Raw genomic sequence first — 16,651 nt, 5'->3', positions numbered from 1 at the left:
GGCATCCGCTGTCAGTGGCCGCCGCTAGCCTCTCTGAGGTGCCCGCACGAATCACCGACCCCGAGCAGCTCAAGGAGCTCCTCGGCATCCCGTTCACCCCGGAGCAGACGGCCTGCATCACCGCGCCGCCCGCCCCGCAGGTGATCGTGGCCGGAGCCGGCTCCGGCAAGACCACGGTGATGGCGGCGCGCGTGGTGTGGCTGGTCGGCACCGGCCAGGTCGCACCCGAACAGGTCCTCGGCCTCACCTTCACCAACAAGGCCGCCGGCGAACTCGCCGAACGCGTCCGCAAGGCGCTGATCAAGGCGGGCGTCACCGACCCCGACACCATCGACCCGGACAACCCGCCCGGCGAGCCGGTGATCTCCACGTACCACGCCTTCGCGGGCCGTCTGCTGACCGACCACGGTCTGCGCATCGGCCTCGAACCGACGTCCCGCCTGCTCGCCGACGCCACCCGCTACCAGCTGGCCGCGCGGGTGCTGCGCGAAGCCCCGGGCCCGTATCCCGCGCTGACCCGCTCCTTCGCGGACCTGGTCAGCGACCTGCTCACCCTCGACTCGGAGCTGGCCGAACATCTCGTACGCCCCGAGGACCTGCGCGCGTGGGACGCCGAGCTGCTGCGCACTCTCGAGGGCGCCAAGCTCACCAACGCCGATCTGCGCAAGGTCCCCGAGACCGCCGCCGCGCGCCGCGAACTCGCCCAGCTGGTGCTGCGTTACCGGGCCGCCAAGCGCGAGCGGGACCTGCTCGACTTCGGCGACCAGATCGCCCTCGCCGCCCGCCTCGCCCAGCTGCCCGAGGTGGGCCGCCTCCTGCGCGACGAGTTCCGCGTGGTGCTCCTCGACGAGTACCAGGACACCTCGGTCGCCCAGCGCGTCCTCCTCGCCGGCCTCTTCGGCGGCGGCACCGGCCACCCGGTCACCGCCGTCGGCGACCCCTGCCAGGCGATCTACGGCTGGCGCGGCGCCTCCGTCGCCAACCTCGACGACTTCCCCGAGCACTTCGCGCACGCCGACGGCCGCCCCGCCACCCGCCAGGCGCTCAGCGAGAACCGCCGCAGCGGCGGCCGTCTCCTCGACCTCGCCAACGGTCTCGCCGAGCCGCTGCGCGCCATGCACGCGGGCGTGGAGGCCCTGCGCCCGGCCCCCGGCGCGGAGCGCGACGGCGTGGTCCGCTGCGCCCTGCTGCGCACCCACGCGGAGGAGATCGACTGGATCACCGACTCCATCGCCCACCTGGTGAACACCGGCAAGGCACCGGGCGAGATCGCCGTCCTGTGCCGAACGGCGACCGACTTCGCCGAGATCCAGGGCGCACTCGTCGCGCGGGACGTCCCCGTCGAGGTGGTCGGCCTCTCCGGGCTGCTGCACCTGCCCGAGGTCGCCGACCTGGTCGCCGTCTGCGAGGTCCTCCAGGACCCGGGCGCCAACGCCGCCCTGGTCCGGCTGCTGACCGGCCCCCGCTGGCGCATCGGCCCGCGCGACCTCGCCCTGCTCGGGCGGCGCGCCCGGCTGCTCGTGGCCCACGCGCGCGTGGACGCCCAGGACGACCCCGACCGGCGGCTCGCCGAGGCCGTGGAAGGCGTCGACCCGGCCGAGGTGATCTCGCTCGCGGACGCCCTCGACACCTTCCTGGAGACCCCGCTGGAAGGCGGGGAGGACGACGACGGGCTGCCCTTCTCGCCGGACGCGCGCGTGCGCTTCGCCCGCCTCGCCGCCGAACTGCGCGACCTGCGGCGCTCGCTCGCCGACCCGCTCATGGACGTGCTGCACCGCGTCCTCGCGGTCACCGGCCTGGAGGTGGAGCTGTCGGCGTCCCCGCACGCCCTCGCCGCCCGCCGCCGCGAGACCCTGTCGAACTTCCTGGACATCGCCGCGTCCTTCGCCGCCAACGAGAGCGAGGCGTCCCTGCTGGCCTTCCTCGGCTTCCTGCGCACCGCCGCCCAGTACGAGAAGGGCCTCGACAACGCCCTGCCCGGCGGCGAGAACACCGTCAAGGTGCTCACCGCGCACAAGTCCAAGGGCCTGGAGTGGGACGTCGTCGCCGTCCCCGGCCTGGTCACCGGCACCTTCCCGAGCGCCCAGGGCCGCGAGAAGTGGACCGCCCAGGCCAAGGTGCTGCCGCACGAGCTGCGCGGAGACGCCGACACCCTGCCCGACGTGGAGGCCTGGGACTCGCGCGGCATGAAGGCCTTCCACGAGGCCATGAAGGAGCACCAGCGCACCGAGGAGCTGCGCCTCGGCTACGTCACCTTCACCCGCCCCCGCTCCCTGCTGCTAGGCTCCGGCCACTGGTGGGGTCCCACCCAGAAGAAGCCGCGCGGCCCCTCCGACTTCCTCATGGCCCTCCACGACCACTGCGCCGCCGGGTACGGCGAGATCGAGGTCTGGGCGGACGAACCCGCCGAGGACGAGGAGAACCCGGCCCTGCGCCAGGCCACCGCCGACCGGGCCTGGCCGCTGCCCCTGGACGACACGGCCCTGGCCCGCCGCCGCGCGGCCGCCGAGACGGTCCTCGCCCACCTCGACGCCCTCGCCACCGCCGACCACGGCCGCCCGACGGCCACGCACGACGCCGACGCCCACGACGACCCGGAGTGGCCCGCGCCTCCGGAGGAGGACGACGTTCCGTACGACGAGCCGCCGTACGAGGACGAGATCCCGTACGGAGACGAGCCGTACGCCGACGAGGACGAGCCGTACGCCGACGAGTACGTCCCCGACGACGAACACGCCCCCACCGACGAGGACCCGGACGACTGGGACTCCTGGACCACCGGCCGCCCGACCGTCCCGCACCAGGCGACGGCCCCGGACCCCGGTATCCCGGAGCAGCCCTCGGAAGAGCCCCGCCTCACCCCCGAGGAGTCCCGGATGATCGCCTCCTGGGACCGCGACCTCGACGCCCTCACCGGGGAGCTGCTGCGCGCCCGGGAGAGCGTCACGGAGGTCCCCCTCCCCGCGTCCCTGACGGCGACCCAGCTGCTGTGGCTGGCCGACGACCCGGACGGCTTCGCGCGGGAGCTGGCCCGCCCCATGCCCCGCCCGCCGCAGCCCGCCGCCCGCCGCGGCACCCGCTTCCACGCCTGGGTCGAGGCCCGCTTCGAAGAGCTGACGCTGCCCATGCTGGAGCCGGAGGAGCTGCCCGGCACCGAGGCCGAGATCGCCGACGAACGCGACCTCGAAGCCCTGAAGGACGCCTTCGAACGCACCGAGTACGCCCACCGCACACCGCACCGCGTGGAGGCCCCCTTCCAGATCACGATCGCCGGACGCGTCGTACGGGGCCGTATCGACGCCGTCTACCGCGACGGCGACGGCGAGGACGCGACGTACGAGATCGTCGACTGGAAGACCGGCCGCGACCACACCGCCGACGCCCTCCAGCTCGCCCTGTACCGGCTCGCCTGGGCCGAGCAGCAGAGGGTTCCCCTCGAGTCGGTCACGGCCGCGTTCGTGTACATACGCAGTGGCGCGGTCGTACGCCCCGACGATCTCCCGGGCCGGGAGGCCCTGGAGCGGCTGCTGCGCGAGGAGCCGTCCGGTGACGAACCGCACGATCGGGCTGTCGGCGCGGGCCTATAGGCTCGTGACCATGAGCCAGACCCCGGACAGCGCCGTCCGCACGTACATCGACCAGCACCGCACCGCCTTCCTGGACGAGCTCGCGGAGTGGCTGCGCATACCGTCGGTGTCCGCTCAGCCGCACCACGCGTCCGATGTGCGACGCAGCGCCGACTGGCTCGCCGGCAAGCTCAAGGAGACCGGCTTCCCGACCGCCGAGGTCTGGGAGACGCCGGGCGCCCCCGCCGTCTACGCCGAGTGGCCCTCCGACGATCCCGCGGCGCCGACCGTCCTGGTCTACGGCCACCACGACGTGCAGCCCGCCGCCCGCGAGGACGGCTGGGACAGCGAGCCCTTCGAGCCCGTCGTCCGGGAGAACCGGCTCTACGCGCGCGGGGCCGCCGACGACAAGGGCCAGGTGTTCTTCCACACCCTCGGCGTGCGCGCCCACCTCGCCGCCACCGGCCGCACCGTCCCGGCCGTCCACCTGAAGCTGCTGATCGAGGGCGAGGAGGAGTCCGGCTCCCCGCACTTCCGCGCCCTCGTCGAGGAGCACGCGGCCCGGCTCGCCGCCGACGCCGTGATCGTCTCCGACACCGGCATGTGGTCCGAAGACACCCCCACGGTGTGCACCGGCATGCGCGGCCTCGCCGAGTGCGAGATCCGGCTCCACGGCCCCGACCAGGACATCCACTCCGGGTCCTTCGGCGGCGCCGTGCCCAACCCCGCCACCGCCGTCGCCCGCCTGGTCGCCGCCCTGCACGACGAGCAGGGACGCGTGGTGATCCCCGGCTTCTACGACGGTGTCGTCGAGCTGACCGACCGCGAGCGCGAGCTCTTCGCCGAGCTGCCCTTCGACGAGCGGCAGTGGCTGCGCACCGCGAAGTCGTACGCCGCCCAGGGCGAGGCCGGCTACACCACGCTGGAACGCGTCTGGGCCCGTCCCACCGCCGAGGTCAACGGCATCGGCGGCGGCTACCAGGGCGCCGGCAGCAAGACGATCATCCCGTCCACGGCCATGGTGAAGCTGTCCTTCCGCCTGGTCGCGGGCCAGGACCTGGACCACATCGAGCAGGTCGTCCGCGCGTGGGCCGCCGAGCAGGTGCCCGCCGGCATCCGGCACGAGATCGCCTTCTCCGCGGGCACCCGCCCGTGTCTGACCCCGCTGGACCACCCGGCCCTGCAATCGGTCGCCCGCGCCATGGGCCGCGCCTTCGGCACGGAGGTGCGCTTCACCCGTGAGGGCGGTTCCGGACCGGCCGCCGACCTCCAGGACGTCCTCGGCGCACCCGTCCTCTTCCTGGGCATCTCCGTCCCGTCCGACGGCTGGCACGCGCCGAACGAGAAGGTGGAGCTCGATCTGCTCCTCAAGGGCGCCGAGACCGGCGCCTATCTGTGGGGCGATCTCGCGGCGAACTGGCGTCATGCCCCCTGACCCTGCCCAGCCGTCCGGAGCCCCGGTCCGCGCGGGGCACACTGTAGGGACCGCCCCGCACCGCCGAGCCCTGCCGGACCCGGTCGCCTTCCGCCCGTACGACCCGCTGAACCGCCCGCCGAACCGAACCGCTGCACCGGGGGAGTTGGAAGCACCCGTGACCACCTGGACCGACCACACCGCCGACCGACCCATCTCGCTCACCGCCCCGAGCGGCATCGACCGGGCCGCCCACCACCGGCTCGACGAGGCCTGGCTCGCGGCGGCGTGGAGCCACCCCACGACCCGCTGCTTCGTGGTCTCCGGCGGTCAGGTCCTCATCGACGAGACGGCGGACGGCCGCACCGAACTCGTCATGACCCCGTCCTTCGAGGCCCCGCTCACCGAGGCCCACCGCTACTTCCTGGGCATCGACGAGGACGGCGTCAGCTACTTCGCCCTCCAGAAGGACGCCCTGCCCGGCCGGATCGACCAGTCCGCCCGGCCGGCGGGCCTGCGCGAGGCCGGCCTGCTGCTGTCCCCGCGCGACGCCGGACTGATGGTGCACGCCGTCGGCCTGGAGAACTGGCAGCGCACCCACCGCTTCTGTTCCCGCTGCGGCGAGCGCACCGTGATCGCCGCGGCCGGCCACATCCGCCGCTGCCCCGCCTGCGGCGCCGAGCACTACCCGCGCACCGACCCGGCGGTGATCATGGCCGTCACCGACGAGGACGACCGCATCCTCCTCGGCCGCCAGGTCCACTGGCCCGAGGGCCGCTTCTCCACGCTCGCCGGCTTCGTCGAGCCCGGCGAGTCCATCGAGCAGGCGGTGCGCCGGGAGGTCTTCGAGGAGGCGGGCGTCGCCGTCGGCCAGGTCGAGTACATCGCCAGCCAGCCCTGGCCCTTCCCGTCCAGCCTCATGCTCGGCTTCATGGCGCGCGCCACATCGACCGACATCGACGTCGACGGCGACGAGATCCACGAGGCCCGCTGGTTCTCCCGCGACGAGCTGGGCGCCGCCTTCGAGTCCGGCGAGGTCATGCCGCCCTACGGCATCTCGATCGCGGCCCGCCTGATCGAGCTGTGGTACGGCAAGCCGCTGCCGACGCGCAGCGTCATCTGAGCCGGGAAACGCGCGAAGGCGGCCCCCAGGAGATTCCGGGGGCCGCCTTCGCGACGTCACGGCAGGCCGACGTCAGACGCCGATCTTCTGCTTGACCTGCGCCAGCGACGGGTTCGTCAGCGTGCTCCCGTCCGGGAACAGCACGGTCGGAACGGTCTGGTTCCCGCCGTTCGCCTTCTCCACGAACGCGGCGGACTCCGGGTCCTGCTCGATGTTGATCTCGGTGTACGCGATGCCCTCGCGGTCCAGCTGGCTCTTCAGCCGGCGGCAGTAGCCACACCACGTGGTGCTGTACATCGTCACAGTGCCCAGCATGTCTTCGCGCTCCTTCGGCGGGTCGGGGACGGGTGGTCGCAGAGGGGGAACGTACTTGAAAGGGCCACCATTCCCGTACGCAGCTCTCGCCGGAGTGATTAGTACGACTGCAAGGTCCCGCCTGTGGACAACCGGCTCGGCAGTCTCCGGCGACCTGGCAGCATGGCTGTGTGACAGCAGCAACGCACTCCTCCCTCTTCCCGCAGGCACCGGCCTCGGCCGACGCGGTGCTCGAAGGGCTCGACCCCGAGCAGCGCGAGGTCGCCACCGCGCTGCACGGCCCGGTGTGCGTGCTCGCGGGAGCCGGTACGGGCAAGACCCGAGCGATCACCCACCGCATCGCCTACGGTGTGCGCGCCGGCATCCTCCAGCCCTCCAGCGTGCTCGCCGTCACCTTCACCAACCGCGCGGCCGGAGAGATGCGCGGCCGGCTCCGCCAGCTCGGCGCCACCGGCGTCCAGGCCCGCACCTTCCACTCCGCGGCGCTCCGGCAGCTCCAGTATTTCTGGCCGAAAGCGATCGGTGGCTCCCTGCCCCGGCTCGTCGACCGCAAGATCCAACTCGTCGCCGACGCGGCCGCCGCCTGCCGCATCCGCCTCGACCGCAACGAGCTGCGGGACGTCACCGCGGAGATCGAATGGTCCAAGGTCACCCAGACCGTCCCCGCCGACTACGCGCTCGCAGCCGCGAAGGCCGGCCGCGAGGCCCCTCGCGACCCGGCCGAGATCGCCCAGCTCTACTCGGCCTACGAAGACCTCAAGCGCGACCGCGTGGTCATCGACTTCGAGGACGTCCTGCTGCTGACCGTCGCCATCCTCCAGGACCGCCAGGACATCGCCGAACAGGTCCGCGCCCAGTACCAGCACTTCGTGGTCGACGAGTACCAGGACGTCAGCCCCCTCCAGCAGCGCCTGCTGGAGCTGTGGCTCGGCGACCGGGACAACCTGTGCGTCGTCGGTGACGCCAGCCAGACGATCTATTCGTTCACGGGAGCAACCCCCGACCATCTGCTCGACTTCCGCACCCGGCACCCCGGCGCCACGGTCGTCAAGCTGGTCCGCGACTACCGCTCCAGCCCCCAGGTCGTCCGCCTCGCCAACGGCCTGCTCGCCCAGGCCCGCGGCCGCGCCGCCGACCATCGGCTGGAACTTGTCTCCCAGCGCCCGGCCGGCCCCGAACCCGTCTACACTGAGTACACCGACGAACCCGCCGAGGCCGAGGGTGCCGCCGGTCGGATTCGCGACCTCCTCGACTCCGGCATCCCGGCCGGCGAGATCGCCATCCTGTTCCGCACCAACGCCCAGTCCGAGACCTACGAGCAGGCTCTCGCCGACGCCGGGATCCCCTACCAGCTGCGCGGCGCGGAGCGCTTCTTCGACCGGCCCGAGGTCCGCAAGGCCGGTATCGCCCTGCGCGGCGCCGCCCGCTTCGGCGGCAACGACTCCGCCCTGGACGAGGCCGTCGACCTGCCCTCCCAGGTTCGCGCCGTGCTCTCCTCCGACGGCTGGACCCCCCAGCCCCCGGCCGGCTCCGGCGCCGTCAGAGAGCGCTGGGAGTCCCTGGCCGCGCTGGTCAACCTCGCGCAGGACTTCGCCGCCGCCCAGCCCGGCGCCACCCTCGCCGACTTCGTCGCCGAACTCGACGAGCGGGCGAACGCCCAGCACCCGCCCACCGTCCAGGGCGTCACCCTCGCCTCCCTCCACTCGGCCAAGGGCCTGGAATGGGACGTCGTTTTCCTGGTCGGTGTCGCCGAGGGCATGATGCCGATCACCTACGCCAGAACCGACGAGCAGATCGAGGAGGAGCGCCGCCTCCTCTATGTCGGCGTCACCCGCGCCCGCTCCCATCTGTACGTCTCCTGGGCGCTCGCCCGCTCGCCCGGCGGCCGCCCGAACCGCCGCCCCAGCCGCTTTCTCGACGGACTACGCCCCGGCTCGGGCACCGCGGCGGGGCGGGGCGGGCAGGGCGGCGGCACCGGCGGCGTCGAGCGCGGCCTCGCGGGCCGGACGGAGGCCGCCGCCCCCCGGCGAACCCAGCGCACCCCCGCACGCTGCCGGGTGTGCGGACGCACCCTCACCGACGCCGGCGAGCTGAAGCTGCTGCGCTGCGAGGACTGCCCCTCCGACATGGACGAGGGGCTGTACGAGCGGCTGCGCGAGTGGCGTGCGGACCAGGCGCGGCGCAGCGGCCAGCCCGCGTTCTGCGTCTTCACCGACAAGACGCTGATGGCGATCGCCGAGACCGTCCCCGACGACGCGGGCGAACTGGCCCGGATCCCCGGCGTCGGGGCACGGAAGTTGGGCCGCTACGGAGCCGATGTGCTGGCGCTCTGCGCAGGCCAGGACCCCGGCGGAAGAGAGATCGACGACTGATACGAACTCGTCGAAAAAATAGTTTGCGCATGCCCCAGCAATCCCCATAGGTTCTTAGCCGTGGGAACGGCGGCCTTCTCGGAGGCCCCGATTCCGTGTTGTACTTGCATATCCGTCGGACTGGCTCACCCCAGTCCCCCGAGACGCCGAGAGGAGGCGAGTCCAGTGATCAGCATCAACAGCAGCTCCACCAGCACCGTCAAAATGACCGATCGCTCGGTCGTCGCCTCCCTGTGCATGCTCGGCGCCTCGGACCAGGGCACCGGTCTGTCCGGCATTCGTGCCGTCCGTCCGGCGTCCTCCGCTGCTCTCGCGGGCCTTCCCGTCCGTGAGCGCAATGAGCGACCGACCAAGGCACTGGAAGCGGCAGTAGAGGCACAGGCGCATGCCTATGTCTTTACGGCGACCGGTGCCGGATTCCGGACGCAGACGACGCAGCACCACCTGATGTGGGCCTTCCGTGGGCCAGAACCCTGGAGTGATCCAGCCTGATCGGCGATCAGGCCGGCGCCTTCAGGGCCGCGGAACCCCATCCGGGATCCGCGGCCCTTCTGTTTGCCCACGAACGTGGGCGACAGAGCGAAGGGGCCTCGGGACAAGAAAAAAGCGCCCGGTACCAGCCGCCACCCGGTCCACCCGACCGGAACGACCAGACGAGGAAGACGAATCGTGCAACTCGAAGCGCACGCCCCGTCCGTACCGCCTTCCGAAACGATCCCCCCGCCCGGCCTCACGGAGGACTCCACCTTGACCCCGCTCACCGCGCTCACCGCGCTCGACGACGCCATCGAGAACCTCGGCGTACCCGTCCCCTGCCGTTCCTACGACCCGGAGGTCTTCTTCGCCGAGTCGCCGGCCGACGTCGAGTACGCCAAGTCCCTCTGCCGCACCTGCCCGCTGATCGAGGCCTGCCTCGCCGGCGCCAAGGAGCGGCGTGAGCCCTGGGGCGTCTGGGGTGGCGAGCTGTTCGTCCAGGGTGTCGTCGTCGCCCGGAAGCGGCCGCGTGGCCGCCCGCGGAAGAACCCGGTCACGGCATGAACACCGCAGGAACGATCGACCGTCCCCTCACGCACGACCCCAAGAAGCAGGCCCCGATGAAGCCGTCCGCCAGCGAGCCCACCGGCTCCGCAACTCCAGACTTCACCACCACCGGCGCGACCGACTCGCGTCAGAACAGGACCCGAGAGATGCAACTCATCCCAGAAGCCCTGGCTCGTGCGCATATGCACGACCGACTGCATGAGGCGCAGCGGGAGCGCCGGGCCATGAGCCTGGCGGCCGCTCGCCGGATGCAGCGCCGGGCGGAGCGCGCCTCGCTGCGCGCCCGCCGGGCGCTCGCCCTGGCCGTCATGCAGTAACCCACCACGCCAGAAGCGGCGGCCTCCCGGATCCGGAGAGGCATGAGCTTCCCGCGGGGGCCGGTCCGTCCGAACGGACCGGCCCCCGCGGTGCGTTGTGCCCGGCGATCACCCGGCGACGGCGTTATCGTCGCCGGGTGACGAGTCTTTCCGGAGGCAGTGACAACGGCGCTTCCACCACGGAGCGCGGGCGGCTGGTGTGCGCCCGCTGCGGCACCCCCGCGGACGGCCCTCAGCCCACGTGGACCTGCTCCGTGGAGAACGGGGTCCGCCAGTACTTCTGCGACCGCTGCTCCCGGGAGAACCTCAGAGCGATCGAGGGGCGCCTCGACTCGGCCTGGTGGTAGGCCTCGGGCCTCCTCCCGGACCTCAGGCCTCCGCGGCCGGTTCCTCCTCCGCCAGTTCCTCCGGCACGAACCCCGGCAGCCACTCCTCCAGCTCCTCGCGCAGCCGGACGGTCGCCCCCAGCTGGCACAGGACACCGATGGTGCTGAGGGTCACACGGTGTATCAGGAGATACGCCGGGGGCAGGTTCAGCTGCTTGCCGAGCTGGTAGGCGGGGGAGCGGATGTCGGCGATCCGGGCCGCCTGACTGCGCATCCAGCCACGCGTGAAGGTGAACTCGTCCACCTGGGCCGGTTCGATGATCGGCAGGAGATAGTCGAGCACCGCGTCGGGGTCCAGCTCGATGGACTCCTTGACGAACCCCTCCGCGCACAGCAGGTCGTAGACGGCCTGGGCCTCGCCGTCGAGGGTCATGCGCAGGGACTCGCCGATCGGGGTCGGCAGGCCGCCCTGAAGGCGGTCGACCGTGCCGAAGTCCAGCACGCCCAGCCGCCAGTCGTCCTTCCCGTCCGGGCCGCCGGGCAGCAGGCGGAAGTTCCCGGGGTGCGGGTCGGCGTGGAGCAGGCCGGTGCGGGCGGGGCCGGAGAAGAGGAAGCGGGCGAGCAGTTGGCCGGCCCGGTCCCGCTGGTCCCGGGTGCCGTCGGAGATGATCTCCGACAGGGGGATGCCGTCGATCCACTCGGTGACCAGGACCTGGTCGCTCTGGTGGACCACGGCGGGCACCACCACGTCCGGATCGCCGGCGAACTCCTCGGCGTGCGCCCGCTGGGCCTGCGCCTCCAGGCCGTAGTCCAGCTCCTCCGAGACCCGGTCCTTCAGCTCCGTGATCAAGGGCTTGATGTCCATGCCGGGGACCAGGGGCCCCAGCAGCCGGGCGAAGCGGCTCAGCTGGTTGAGGTCGGAGATCAGGGCCTCGCCGGCGCCCGGGTACTGCACCTTGACCGCGACCTCACGGCCGTCGTGCCACACCCCCCGGTGCACCTGGCCGATCGAGGCCGCCGCCGACGGCTTGTCCTCGAACTCCAGGAACAGCTCGCGCCAGTCGTCCCCGAGCCGTTGCGCGAGCACCGTGTGCACGGTGCGCGTGGGCATCGGCGGGGCCGCCTCCTGAAGCTTGGTCAGGGCCGCCCGGTAGGGGCCGGCGATCTCCTCGGGCAGCGCCGACTCGAAGACGGACAGTGCCTGCCCGAACTTCATCGCGCCGCCCTTGAGCTCTCCGAGCACCTTGAACAGCTGCTCGGCCGTGCGCTGTTGCAGCTCGCGGCCGACGATCTCCGCGGACTCGCCGACGATCCGCTTTCCCAGGCCCCAGGTCGCCCGGCCGGCGAAGCCGAGCGGGAGCGCGGCGAGCTTGGCGGTCCTGGTGACCGCCTTCCGGGGAAGATCAGACATACGCCCTCCAAGTCCCAGCCGGCCGCGCCGCGCCTGCCGGACGGCGTACCCGCGTTGACGACCCTTGCTCCGTCATTGTCTCGTGCGCGGCGGCGTCCATTGAGGCCTGTTCCCCTTTTGCCTTCTCCGCAGCTCCGCACGGGCATGCGGAGTGTGCCCAAACCGGCCTCGCGTGCCACTGGAGGCCAGGGAGCGAGACCTCCCAGCGGGCCCCCGCGCTGGAGGGCGTTCGCCCGTCGAGGAAGGCGAGCGCGTGCGCGGCCGCGAGCCCGGCCACCGTGGTGGCCAGCGTCAGATCGCACGGCCGCACGTGCCGCTGCCTGCCCGACCGCCACTGGGCGACCAGCCGGGGCCAGGTCGGGTCCCGGTCGGCGCGCGCCTCGTGCAGACAGCCGGCGCAGCCGGTCTCACCGGGTAGGACGAGCGGGCCGACCATGCCGGTTCCCTCCACCACCCCGGCGTACAGGTGCGGGGTGCCCGAGGCCATGAGGGGAGCGGCGGTGTCCGGGTCGGGGGCGTGGACGGACACGTCGTCGCGTGGCGCGAGGACCACCAGGGAGAAGCCGGGGTCGGCCTCACCGGCGGGGGAGCGCCGGTCACGGCGGGGCGGGCGGTCCGGTGCGGCGGCGCGCACCACCCGCCGGGCGGACTCGTCCCGGCGGGCGCCCACGGCCTCGGCGGGCAGCCCGCCGGGAGCCACGTCCCACGGCTCCACAGAGCCGCCGTCGCGCACATCGACCACGCCGACGCCCGCGCCCGACAGCAGCGCGGCCAGCGTGGCACCGACCCGGCCGGCGCCTCGCACCTGCACCCGCAGGGAGCGGCGCGTGGCCAGCCGCTCGGTGGCCTCGCCCGGTTCCGACGTGGTCAGCGACAGCGTGGCGAGGTCGGGGCGCAGCCGGTCGAGGACCTCCGGTCTGCCGCGCAGGGCCTCCGCGGCCGGTCCGCCGCCTTTCGCGTCGTCGAGGAGGCCGGCTTGCGACAGCTCCCGCACCAGCGCGTCGACATGCCCGTCGGGCAGGTCCATGCGCTCTCCCTCGGCGCGCAGGAGGTCCAGTCCGCGGGTGCCGTTGAGCAGATCGAGGAAGGCGCCGGTCGCGGTGTCCATCGGACCGAGCGTCATCGCGTGTGCCGGAGTCATCCCGAACTGCACGGTGTTGAGGTCGCGCCAGCCGCGCCGGAGCGCGGGCTTCACCATCGGATGCATGACAGGCCCCCGTTGCCCAAGAAAGTCGTATCAAAACCCTTTTCGCCAACGGAAGGTGGATCAGCCGGGTTTGCCCCGCCAGGCCCGTCCGTTCCCGTCTGTGCCGGTCCGTGCTCCGTCGACACATGCCAGCATGCCCGGACTCGGCGGCGCGCGCCGGACGTTGTCCACAGGCGGCGGATGATTGTCGTACAAATCAAACGCACGGTGGGGCATCCGAACCGAACCGTTCCGGACCCGGGACTTCCCCCAGGTGCAGCGGGTAACGTCGGGGCGTGCCCGCCGATCCACTGCACCGCGCCGGAACACCACAGCGCAGCACGACGAGCCCGCCGACCGGCGGCTCGGGGGCGAGCGCGATCGAGGTACGCAGGAGCGCCCGCCGGCGAAGGACGGTGTCCGCGTACCGCGAGGGCGATCGCACCGTCGTGCTCATCCCCGCCCGGATGTCCGAGGCCGAGGAGCAGCGCTGGGTCAACGTCATGCTCGACAAGCTGGCCGCCCAGGAGAGCAAGCGGGTCCTCGGCGACGCCGAGCTGGCCGAGCGCGCCGAGCGGCTGTCGGCGCAGTACTTCGACGGCCGGGCGCGGCCCACCTCGGTCCGCTGGGTCACCAACCAGAACACCCGCTGGGGCTCGTGCACCCCGGCGGAGGGCAGCATCCGGCTCTCCCACCGGCTCCAGGGCATGCCCGAGTACGTCATCGACTACGTGCTCCTCCACGAGCTGGCCCATCTGCTGGTCCCCGGCCACGGACCCCGTTTCTGGCGGCTGTTGGAGGCGTATCCGCGCACCGAGCGGGCCCGCGGTTACCTCGAAGGGGTGGTGGCGGCCGAGCGGCTGCCGCACCTGCCGGGCGCGCGCGGCGAGTGACGTGATCCGCGCGGTCAGTGATCTCCCCCGCGCGGTCGGTGACTCCGTCCCGCGCGGCTTTCGCCACTGGTCAGCGGAGGTTCTGTACCGGGTCTGTACCGGCCGCGTCCGTTGTCGGAGTTTGCCGTTAGCCTGGCGCGACGCACTCACATTCGGGATGGGGGACGGTCGTAACGCATGGCCAGGGAATTCCAACGCGGCCACAAGGCCAGGATCAGTGACCTCACCGCGGGCACGGATCTGTACGTAGGCGTGCAGATCTCCGCCCCCGGACTGACCTTCGACATCAGCTGCTTCGGACTCGACGCCGACGAACGGCTCTCGGACGACCGGTACTTCGTCTTCTTCAACCAGCCGAAGTCCCCCGAGGAGGCCATCCAGCTGCTGGGCGCCCAGGCGGGCGACACGGAGTCCTTCCGGGTCACGCTCGACCGGATCCCGCCGCAGATCCAGAAGCTGTCGTTCACGGCGACGATCGACGGCGCCGGGCAGATGTCGCAGATCAACCCCGGCTACATCAGGATCGTCGCGGGCGGCGAGGAGGTGGCCCGGTACTCCTTCAACGGCTCGGAGTTCTCCACCGAGCGGGCCGTGATGCTGGGCGACTTCTACCTCAAGGACGTCTGGCGGTTCGCGGCCGTCGGACAGGGCTTCGACGGCGGCCTCGAGGCGCTGCTGAGGAACTTCGGCGGCGAGGTCGCGGAGGAGGAGTCCCCCGCCCCGCAGCAGCCCCAGGCCGCAGCCGCGCCCGGCTTCGCCCCGCCCGCCCAGGCCGCCGCCCCGCCCGCGTTCGGCGTCCCGGCCTCGCAGGCCCCCGCGCCCGCTCCGGCGCCCGCGCCCGCTCCGGCACCCGCCCCTGCGCCCGACCCCGCGCCCGCCCCGGCCCCCGCGCCCGCCGCGCAGGGCTTCGCGCCCCCGCAGGGAGCCACGCCGCCTCCGCCGCCGCAGCCCCAGGTGCACGCCGCGCCGACCATCGCCGCGCCCATGACGCCGCCCGCCGGCACCGTCCCGCCGCCCGCCCCGGCCCCGACGCCGCCCTACGGCCAGCCGGCCCCGCAGCAGCCGTACGGCCAGCCCGGCCCGCAGGCCCCCTACGGCCAGCCGCCCCAGCAGCAGCCGTACGGCCAGGCCGCCCCGGCCCCGACCGCGCCGCTGCCGCCCGGCTACGCCCAGCCCCAGGCGCCGCAAGCGCCCCAGGCCCCGACGCCGCCGCCCGGCTACGGCCAGCAGCCTCCCTTCGGCCAGGCCCCGGGCCAGCCGGCGCCCTACGGCGCCCCGCAGGGCATGCCTCAGGGAATGCCCCAGGGCGCCCCGCAGGCACCCGGCGTCGCCGCCGCGCTCCAGCAGTTCCGGGAGACGCCCACCGGGCAGCGCTGGACGCAGCAGAACAAGAAGATGGTCCGCGTCGACCTCGGCATCGGCGGCCAGCCCGTACTGGCGCGCCAGGGCAGCATGGTGCTCTACCAGGGCAAGGTCGACTTCAGCTACAAGGGCGCCGGGTTCGCCGGCCGGATCGTCGGCAACGCGACCGGCCAGGAGATGCAGCTGATGCGCTGCACCGGCCAGGGCCAGGTCTTCCTCGCCGAGAACTCCACGATGCTGCACCCGATCGAGCTTCAGGGCGACGGCATCTGCGTCTCCGCCGAGAACGTCCTCGCCTTCGACGAGAGCCTGACCTACGAGGTCCGGCGGATCGAGGGCCACGGCATCCCCGGCGGCGCGCTGTTCACGATGCAGTTCCAGGGCACCGGCACGATCGTCGTCAAGACCCACGGCACGCCCGTCGTGCTGCCGGTCACGCCGACCACGTTCGCCGACTGCAACGCCGTGGTCGCCTGGTCGGCCGCCTCCCAGGTGGTCGTCTCCAGCCAGGTCCGCATGCGCCGCAACGCCTACCCCGGCGACACCGGGGAGAGCGTCAACCTCCAGTTCCGCGGCGCGCCCGGCAACTTCATCGTCGTCCAGCCGTACGAGATCTGAGGGAGAGCCCGACATGAACCAGCCGCTCGCGGGCTACGCCCCCGCACCCGTCACCGCCCGCATGGAGAACCACGGCAACCACATGCTGAAGGTCGCCATGCAGACCGGAAACGACCTCCTCGCGCGCGTGGGGTCGATGGTCGCCTACGAAGGCTTCGTCCAGTACGAGCCCAACCCGCCGGCCGTGCGCCAGATCGCGAAGGACTGGATGACCGGCGAGGGCGCGCCCCTGATGAAGTGCTCCGGCGACGGCCTGCTCTACCTCGCCGACTACGGCGCCAACGTCGTCGTGATCAACCTCAACGGCGACGGGATCTCCGTCAACGCCACCAACCTGCTCGCCTTCGACGCACACCTGACCTGGGGCGTGGAGCGGGTCAAGGGGCTGGCGAAGTTCGCCGGGCAGGGCCTGTGGAACACGAAGATCTCCGGGCAGGGCTGGGTCGCGCTGACCTCCCGGGGCAAGCCGATCGTCGTCGACTGCGGCGGCGGTGAGGACGAGACGTACGTCGATCCGGACGCCCTCGTCGCCTGGTCCCCGAACCTGAAGGTGAAGGGCAAGCGCAGCTTCAAGGCACAGTCGCTGATCGGCCGGGGCAGCGGGGAGGCCTACCAGATGGCCTTCTCCGGCCAGGGCATCGTCGTCGTCCAGCCCAGCGAGGACAGCACCGACCGCCTCCGGGTCCGGGGCTGAGGGGGAGCCAGAA

At 72.6% G+C, this 16,651-nt stretch carries 14 protein-coding genes; 11 read left to right on the top strand and 3 right to left on the bottom strand.

Annotated elements, in window-relative coordinates; translation table 11 throughout:
* Window positions 1-38 precede the first annotated feature (38 nt).
* The 3 genes from ACZ42A_RS33175 to nudC all read left to right on the top strand — a co-directional run bounded on the left by ACZ42A_RS33175 (window position 39) and on the right by nudC (window position 6,103).
* Window positions 39-3,587 (top strand): ATP-dependent helicase, encoded by a 3,549-nt coding sequence (locus ACZ42A_RS33175; RefSeq protein ID WP_468531004.1) that lies wholly within the window; start codon window positions 39-41, stop codon window positions 3,585-3,587.
* 10 nt (window positions 3,588-3,597) lie between these two features.
* Window positions 3,598-5,001 carry a dipeptidase gene (locus tag ACZ42A_RS33170; RefSeq protein ID WP_468531003.1) on the top strand — a complete coding sequence of 468 codons (1,404 nt, stop codon included), beginning with the start codon at window positions 3,598-3,600 and terminating at the stop codon, window positions 4,999-5,001.
* 157 nt (window positions 5,002-5,158) lie between these two features.
* Window positions 5,159-6,103: an NAD(+) diphosphatase gene (nudC, locus tag ACZ42A_RS33165; protein WP_468531002.1), complete on the top strand. Its 945-nt coding sequence runs from the start codon at window positions 5,159-5,161 to the stop codon at window positions 6,101-6,103.
* 72 nt (window positions 6,104-6,175) lie between these two features.
* On the opposite strand, the gene ACZ42A_RS33160 is transcribed toward nudC, so the two are convergent.
* On the bottom strand, window positions 6,176-6,418 hold the full coding sequence (locus ACZ42A_RS33160; RefSeq protein WP_103781408.1) for a mycoredoxin: 243 nt from the start codon (window positions 6,416-6,418) through the stop codon (window positions 6,176-6,178).
* A gap of 170 nt (window positions 6,419-6,588) precedes the next feature.
* Between ACZ42A_RS33160 and ACZ42A_RS33155 the strand changes: the two genes are divergently transcribed.
* The 5 genes from ACZ42A_RS33155 (at window position 6,589) to ACZ42A_RS33135 (ending at window position 10,495) form a co-directional block, all read left to right on the top strand.
* Window positions 6,589-8,790, top strand: coding sequence for an ATP-dependent DNA helicase UvrD2 (locus ACZ42A_RS33155; protein ID WP_468531001.1), 2,202 nt, complete (start codon window positions 6,589-6,591; stop codon window positions 8,788-8,790).
* A 165-nt stretch (window positions 8,791-8,955) separates the two neighbouring features.
* On the top strand, window positions 8,956-9,282 hold the full coding sequence (locus tag ACZ42A_RS33150; protein WP_468531000.1) for a hypothetical protein: 327 nt from the start codon (window positions 8,956-8,958) through the stop codon (window positions 9,280-9,282).
* 177 nt (window positions 9,283-9,459) lie between these two features.
* Window positions 9,460-9,828, top strand: coding sequence for a WhiB family transcriptional regulator (locus ACZ42A_RS33145; protein ID WP_019072119.1), 369 nt, complete (start codon window positions 9,460-9,462; stop codon window positions 9,826-9,828).
* On the top strand, window positions 9,825-10,148 hold the full coding sequence (locus ACZ42A_RS33140) for a hypothetical protein (RefSeq protein WP_468530999.1): 324 nt from the start codon (window positions 9,825-9,827) through the stop codon (window positions 10,146-10,148). Before ACZ42A_RS33145 ends, ACZ42A_RS33140 begins: the two co-directional genes overlap by 4 nt.
* 137 nt (window positions 10,149-10,285) lie before the next feature.
* Complete coding sequence (locus ACZ42A_RS33135; RefSeq protein WP_468530998.1) at window positions 10,286-10,495, top strand: hypothetical protein; 210 nt, start codon at window positions 10,286-10,288, stop codon at window positions 10,493-10,495.
* Between the two features lie 22 nt (window positions 10,496-10,517).
* Here ACZ42A_RS33135 and ACZ42A_RS33130 read toward each other — a convergent pair whose 3' ends face one another.
* Together ACZ42A_RS33130 and ACZ42A_RS33125 are read right to left on the bottom strand one after the other, a co-directional pair.
* Window positions 10,518-11,885, bottom strand: a complete 1,368-nt coding sequence (locus ACZ42A_RS33130; RefSeq protein WP_468530997.1) for an ABC1 kinase family protein — start codon at window positions 11,883-11,885, stop codon at window positions 10,518-10,520.
* Window positions 11,878-13,092, bottom strand: a complete 1,215-nt coding sequence (locus ACZ42A_RS33125) for a TOMM precursor leader peptide-binding protein (protein ID WP_468530996.1) — start codon at window positions 13,090-13,092, stop codon at window positions 11,878-11,880. The genes ACZ42A_RS33130 and ACZ42A_RS33125 overlap by 8 nt, the downstream gene beginning before the upstream one ends.
* A gap of 275 nt (window positions 13,093-13,367) precedes the next feature.
* On the opposite strand from ACZ42A_RS33125, the gene ACZ42A_RS33120 reads away from it, so the two are divergent.
* The 3 genes from ACZ42A_RS33120 (at window position 13,368) to ACZ42A_RS33110 (ending at window position 16,638) form a co-directional block, all read left to right on the top strand.
* Window positions 13,368-13,964, top strand: coding sequence for a M48 metallopeptidase family protein (locus ACZ42A_RS33120; protein WP_468530995.1), 597 nt, complete (start codon window positions 13,368-13,370; stop codon window positions 13,962-13,964).
* A gap of 177 nt (window positions 13,965-14,141) precedes the next feature.
* Entirely contained in the window at window positions 14,142-15,944 is a 1,803-nt protein-coding gene (locus ACZ42A_RS33115; protein ID WP_468530994.1) for a TerD family protein, read from the top strand.
* A 13-nt stretch (window positions 15,945-15,957) separates the two neighbouring features.
* The gene (locus ACZ42A_RS33110) at window positions 15,958-16,638 is read left to right on the top strand and encodes an AIM24 family protein (RefSeq protein WP_030974882.1); all 681 of its coding nucleotides are present in this window, start codon (window positions 15,958-15,960) and stop codon (window positions 16,636-16,638) included.
* Window positions 16,639-16,651: the final 13 nt, after the last annotated feature.

The sequence above is a fragment of the Streptomyces sp. NPDC030838 genome (assembly GCF_055572035.1).
The sequence above is the reverse complement of the archived record's forward strand: the minus strand, read 5'-3'. Positions and strand labels throughout refer to the sequence as shown.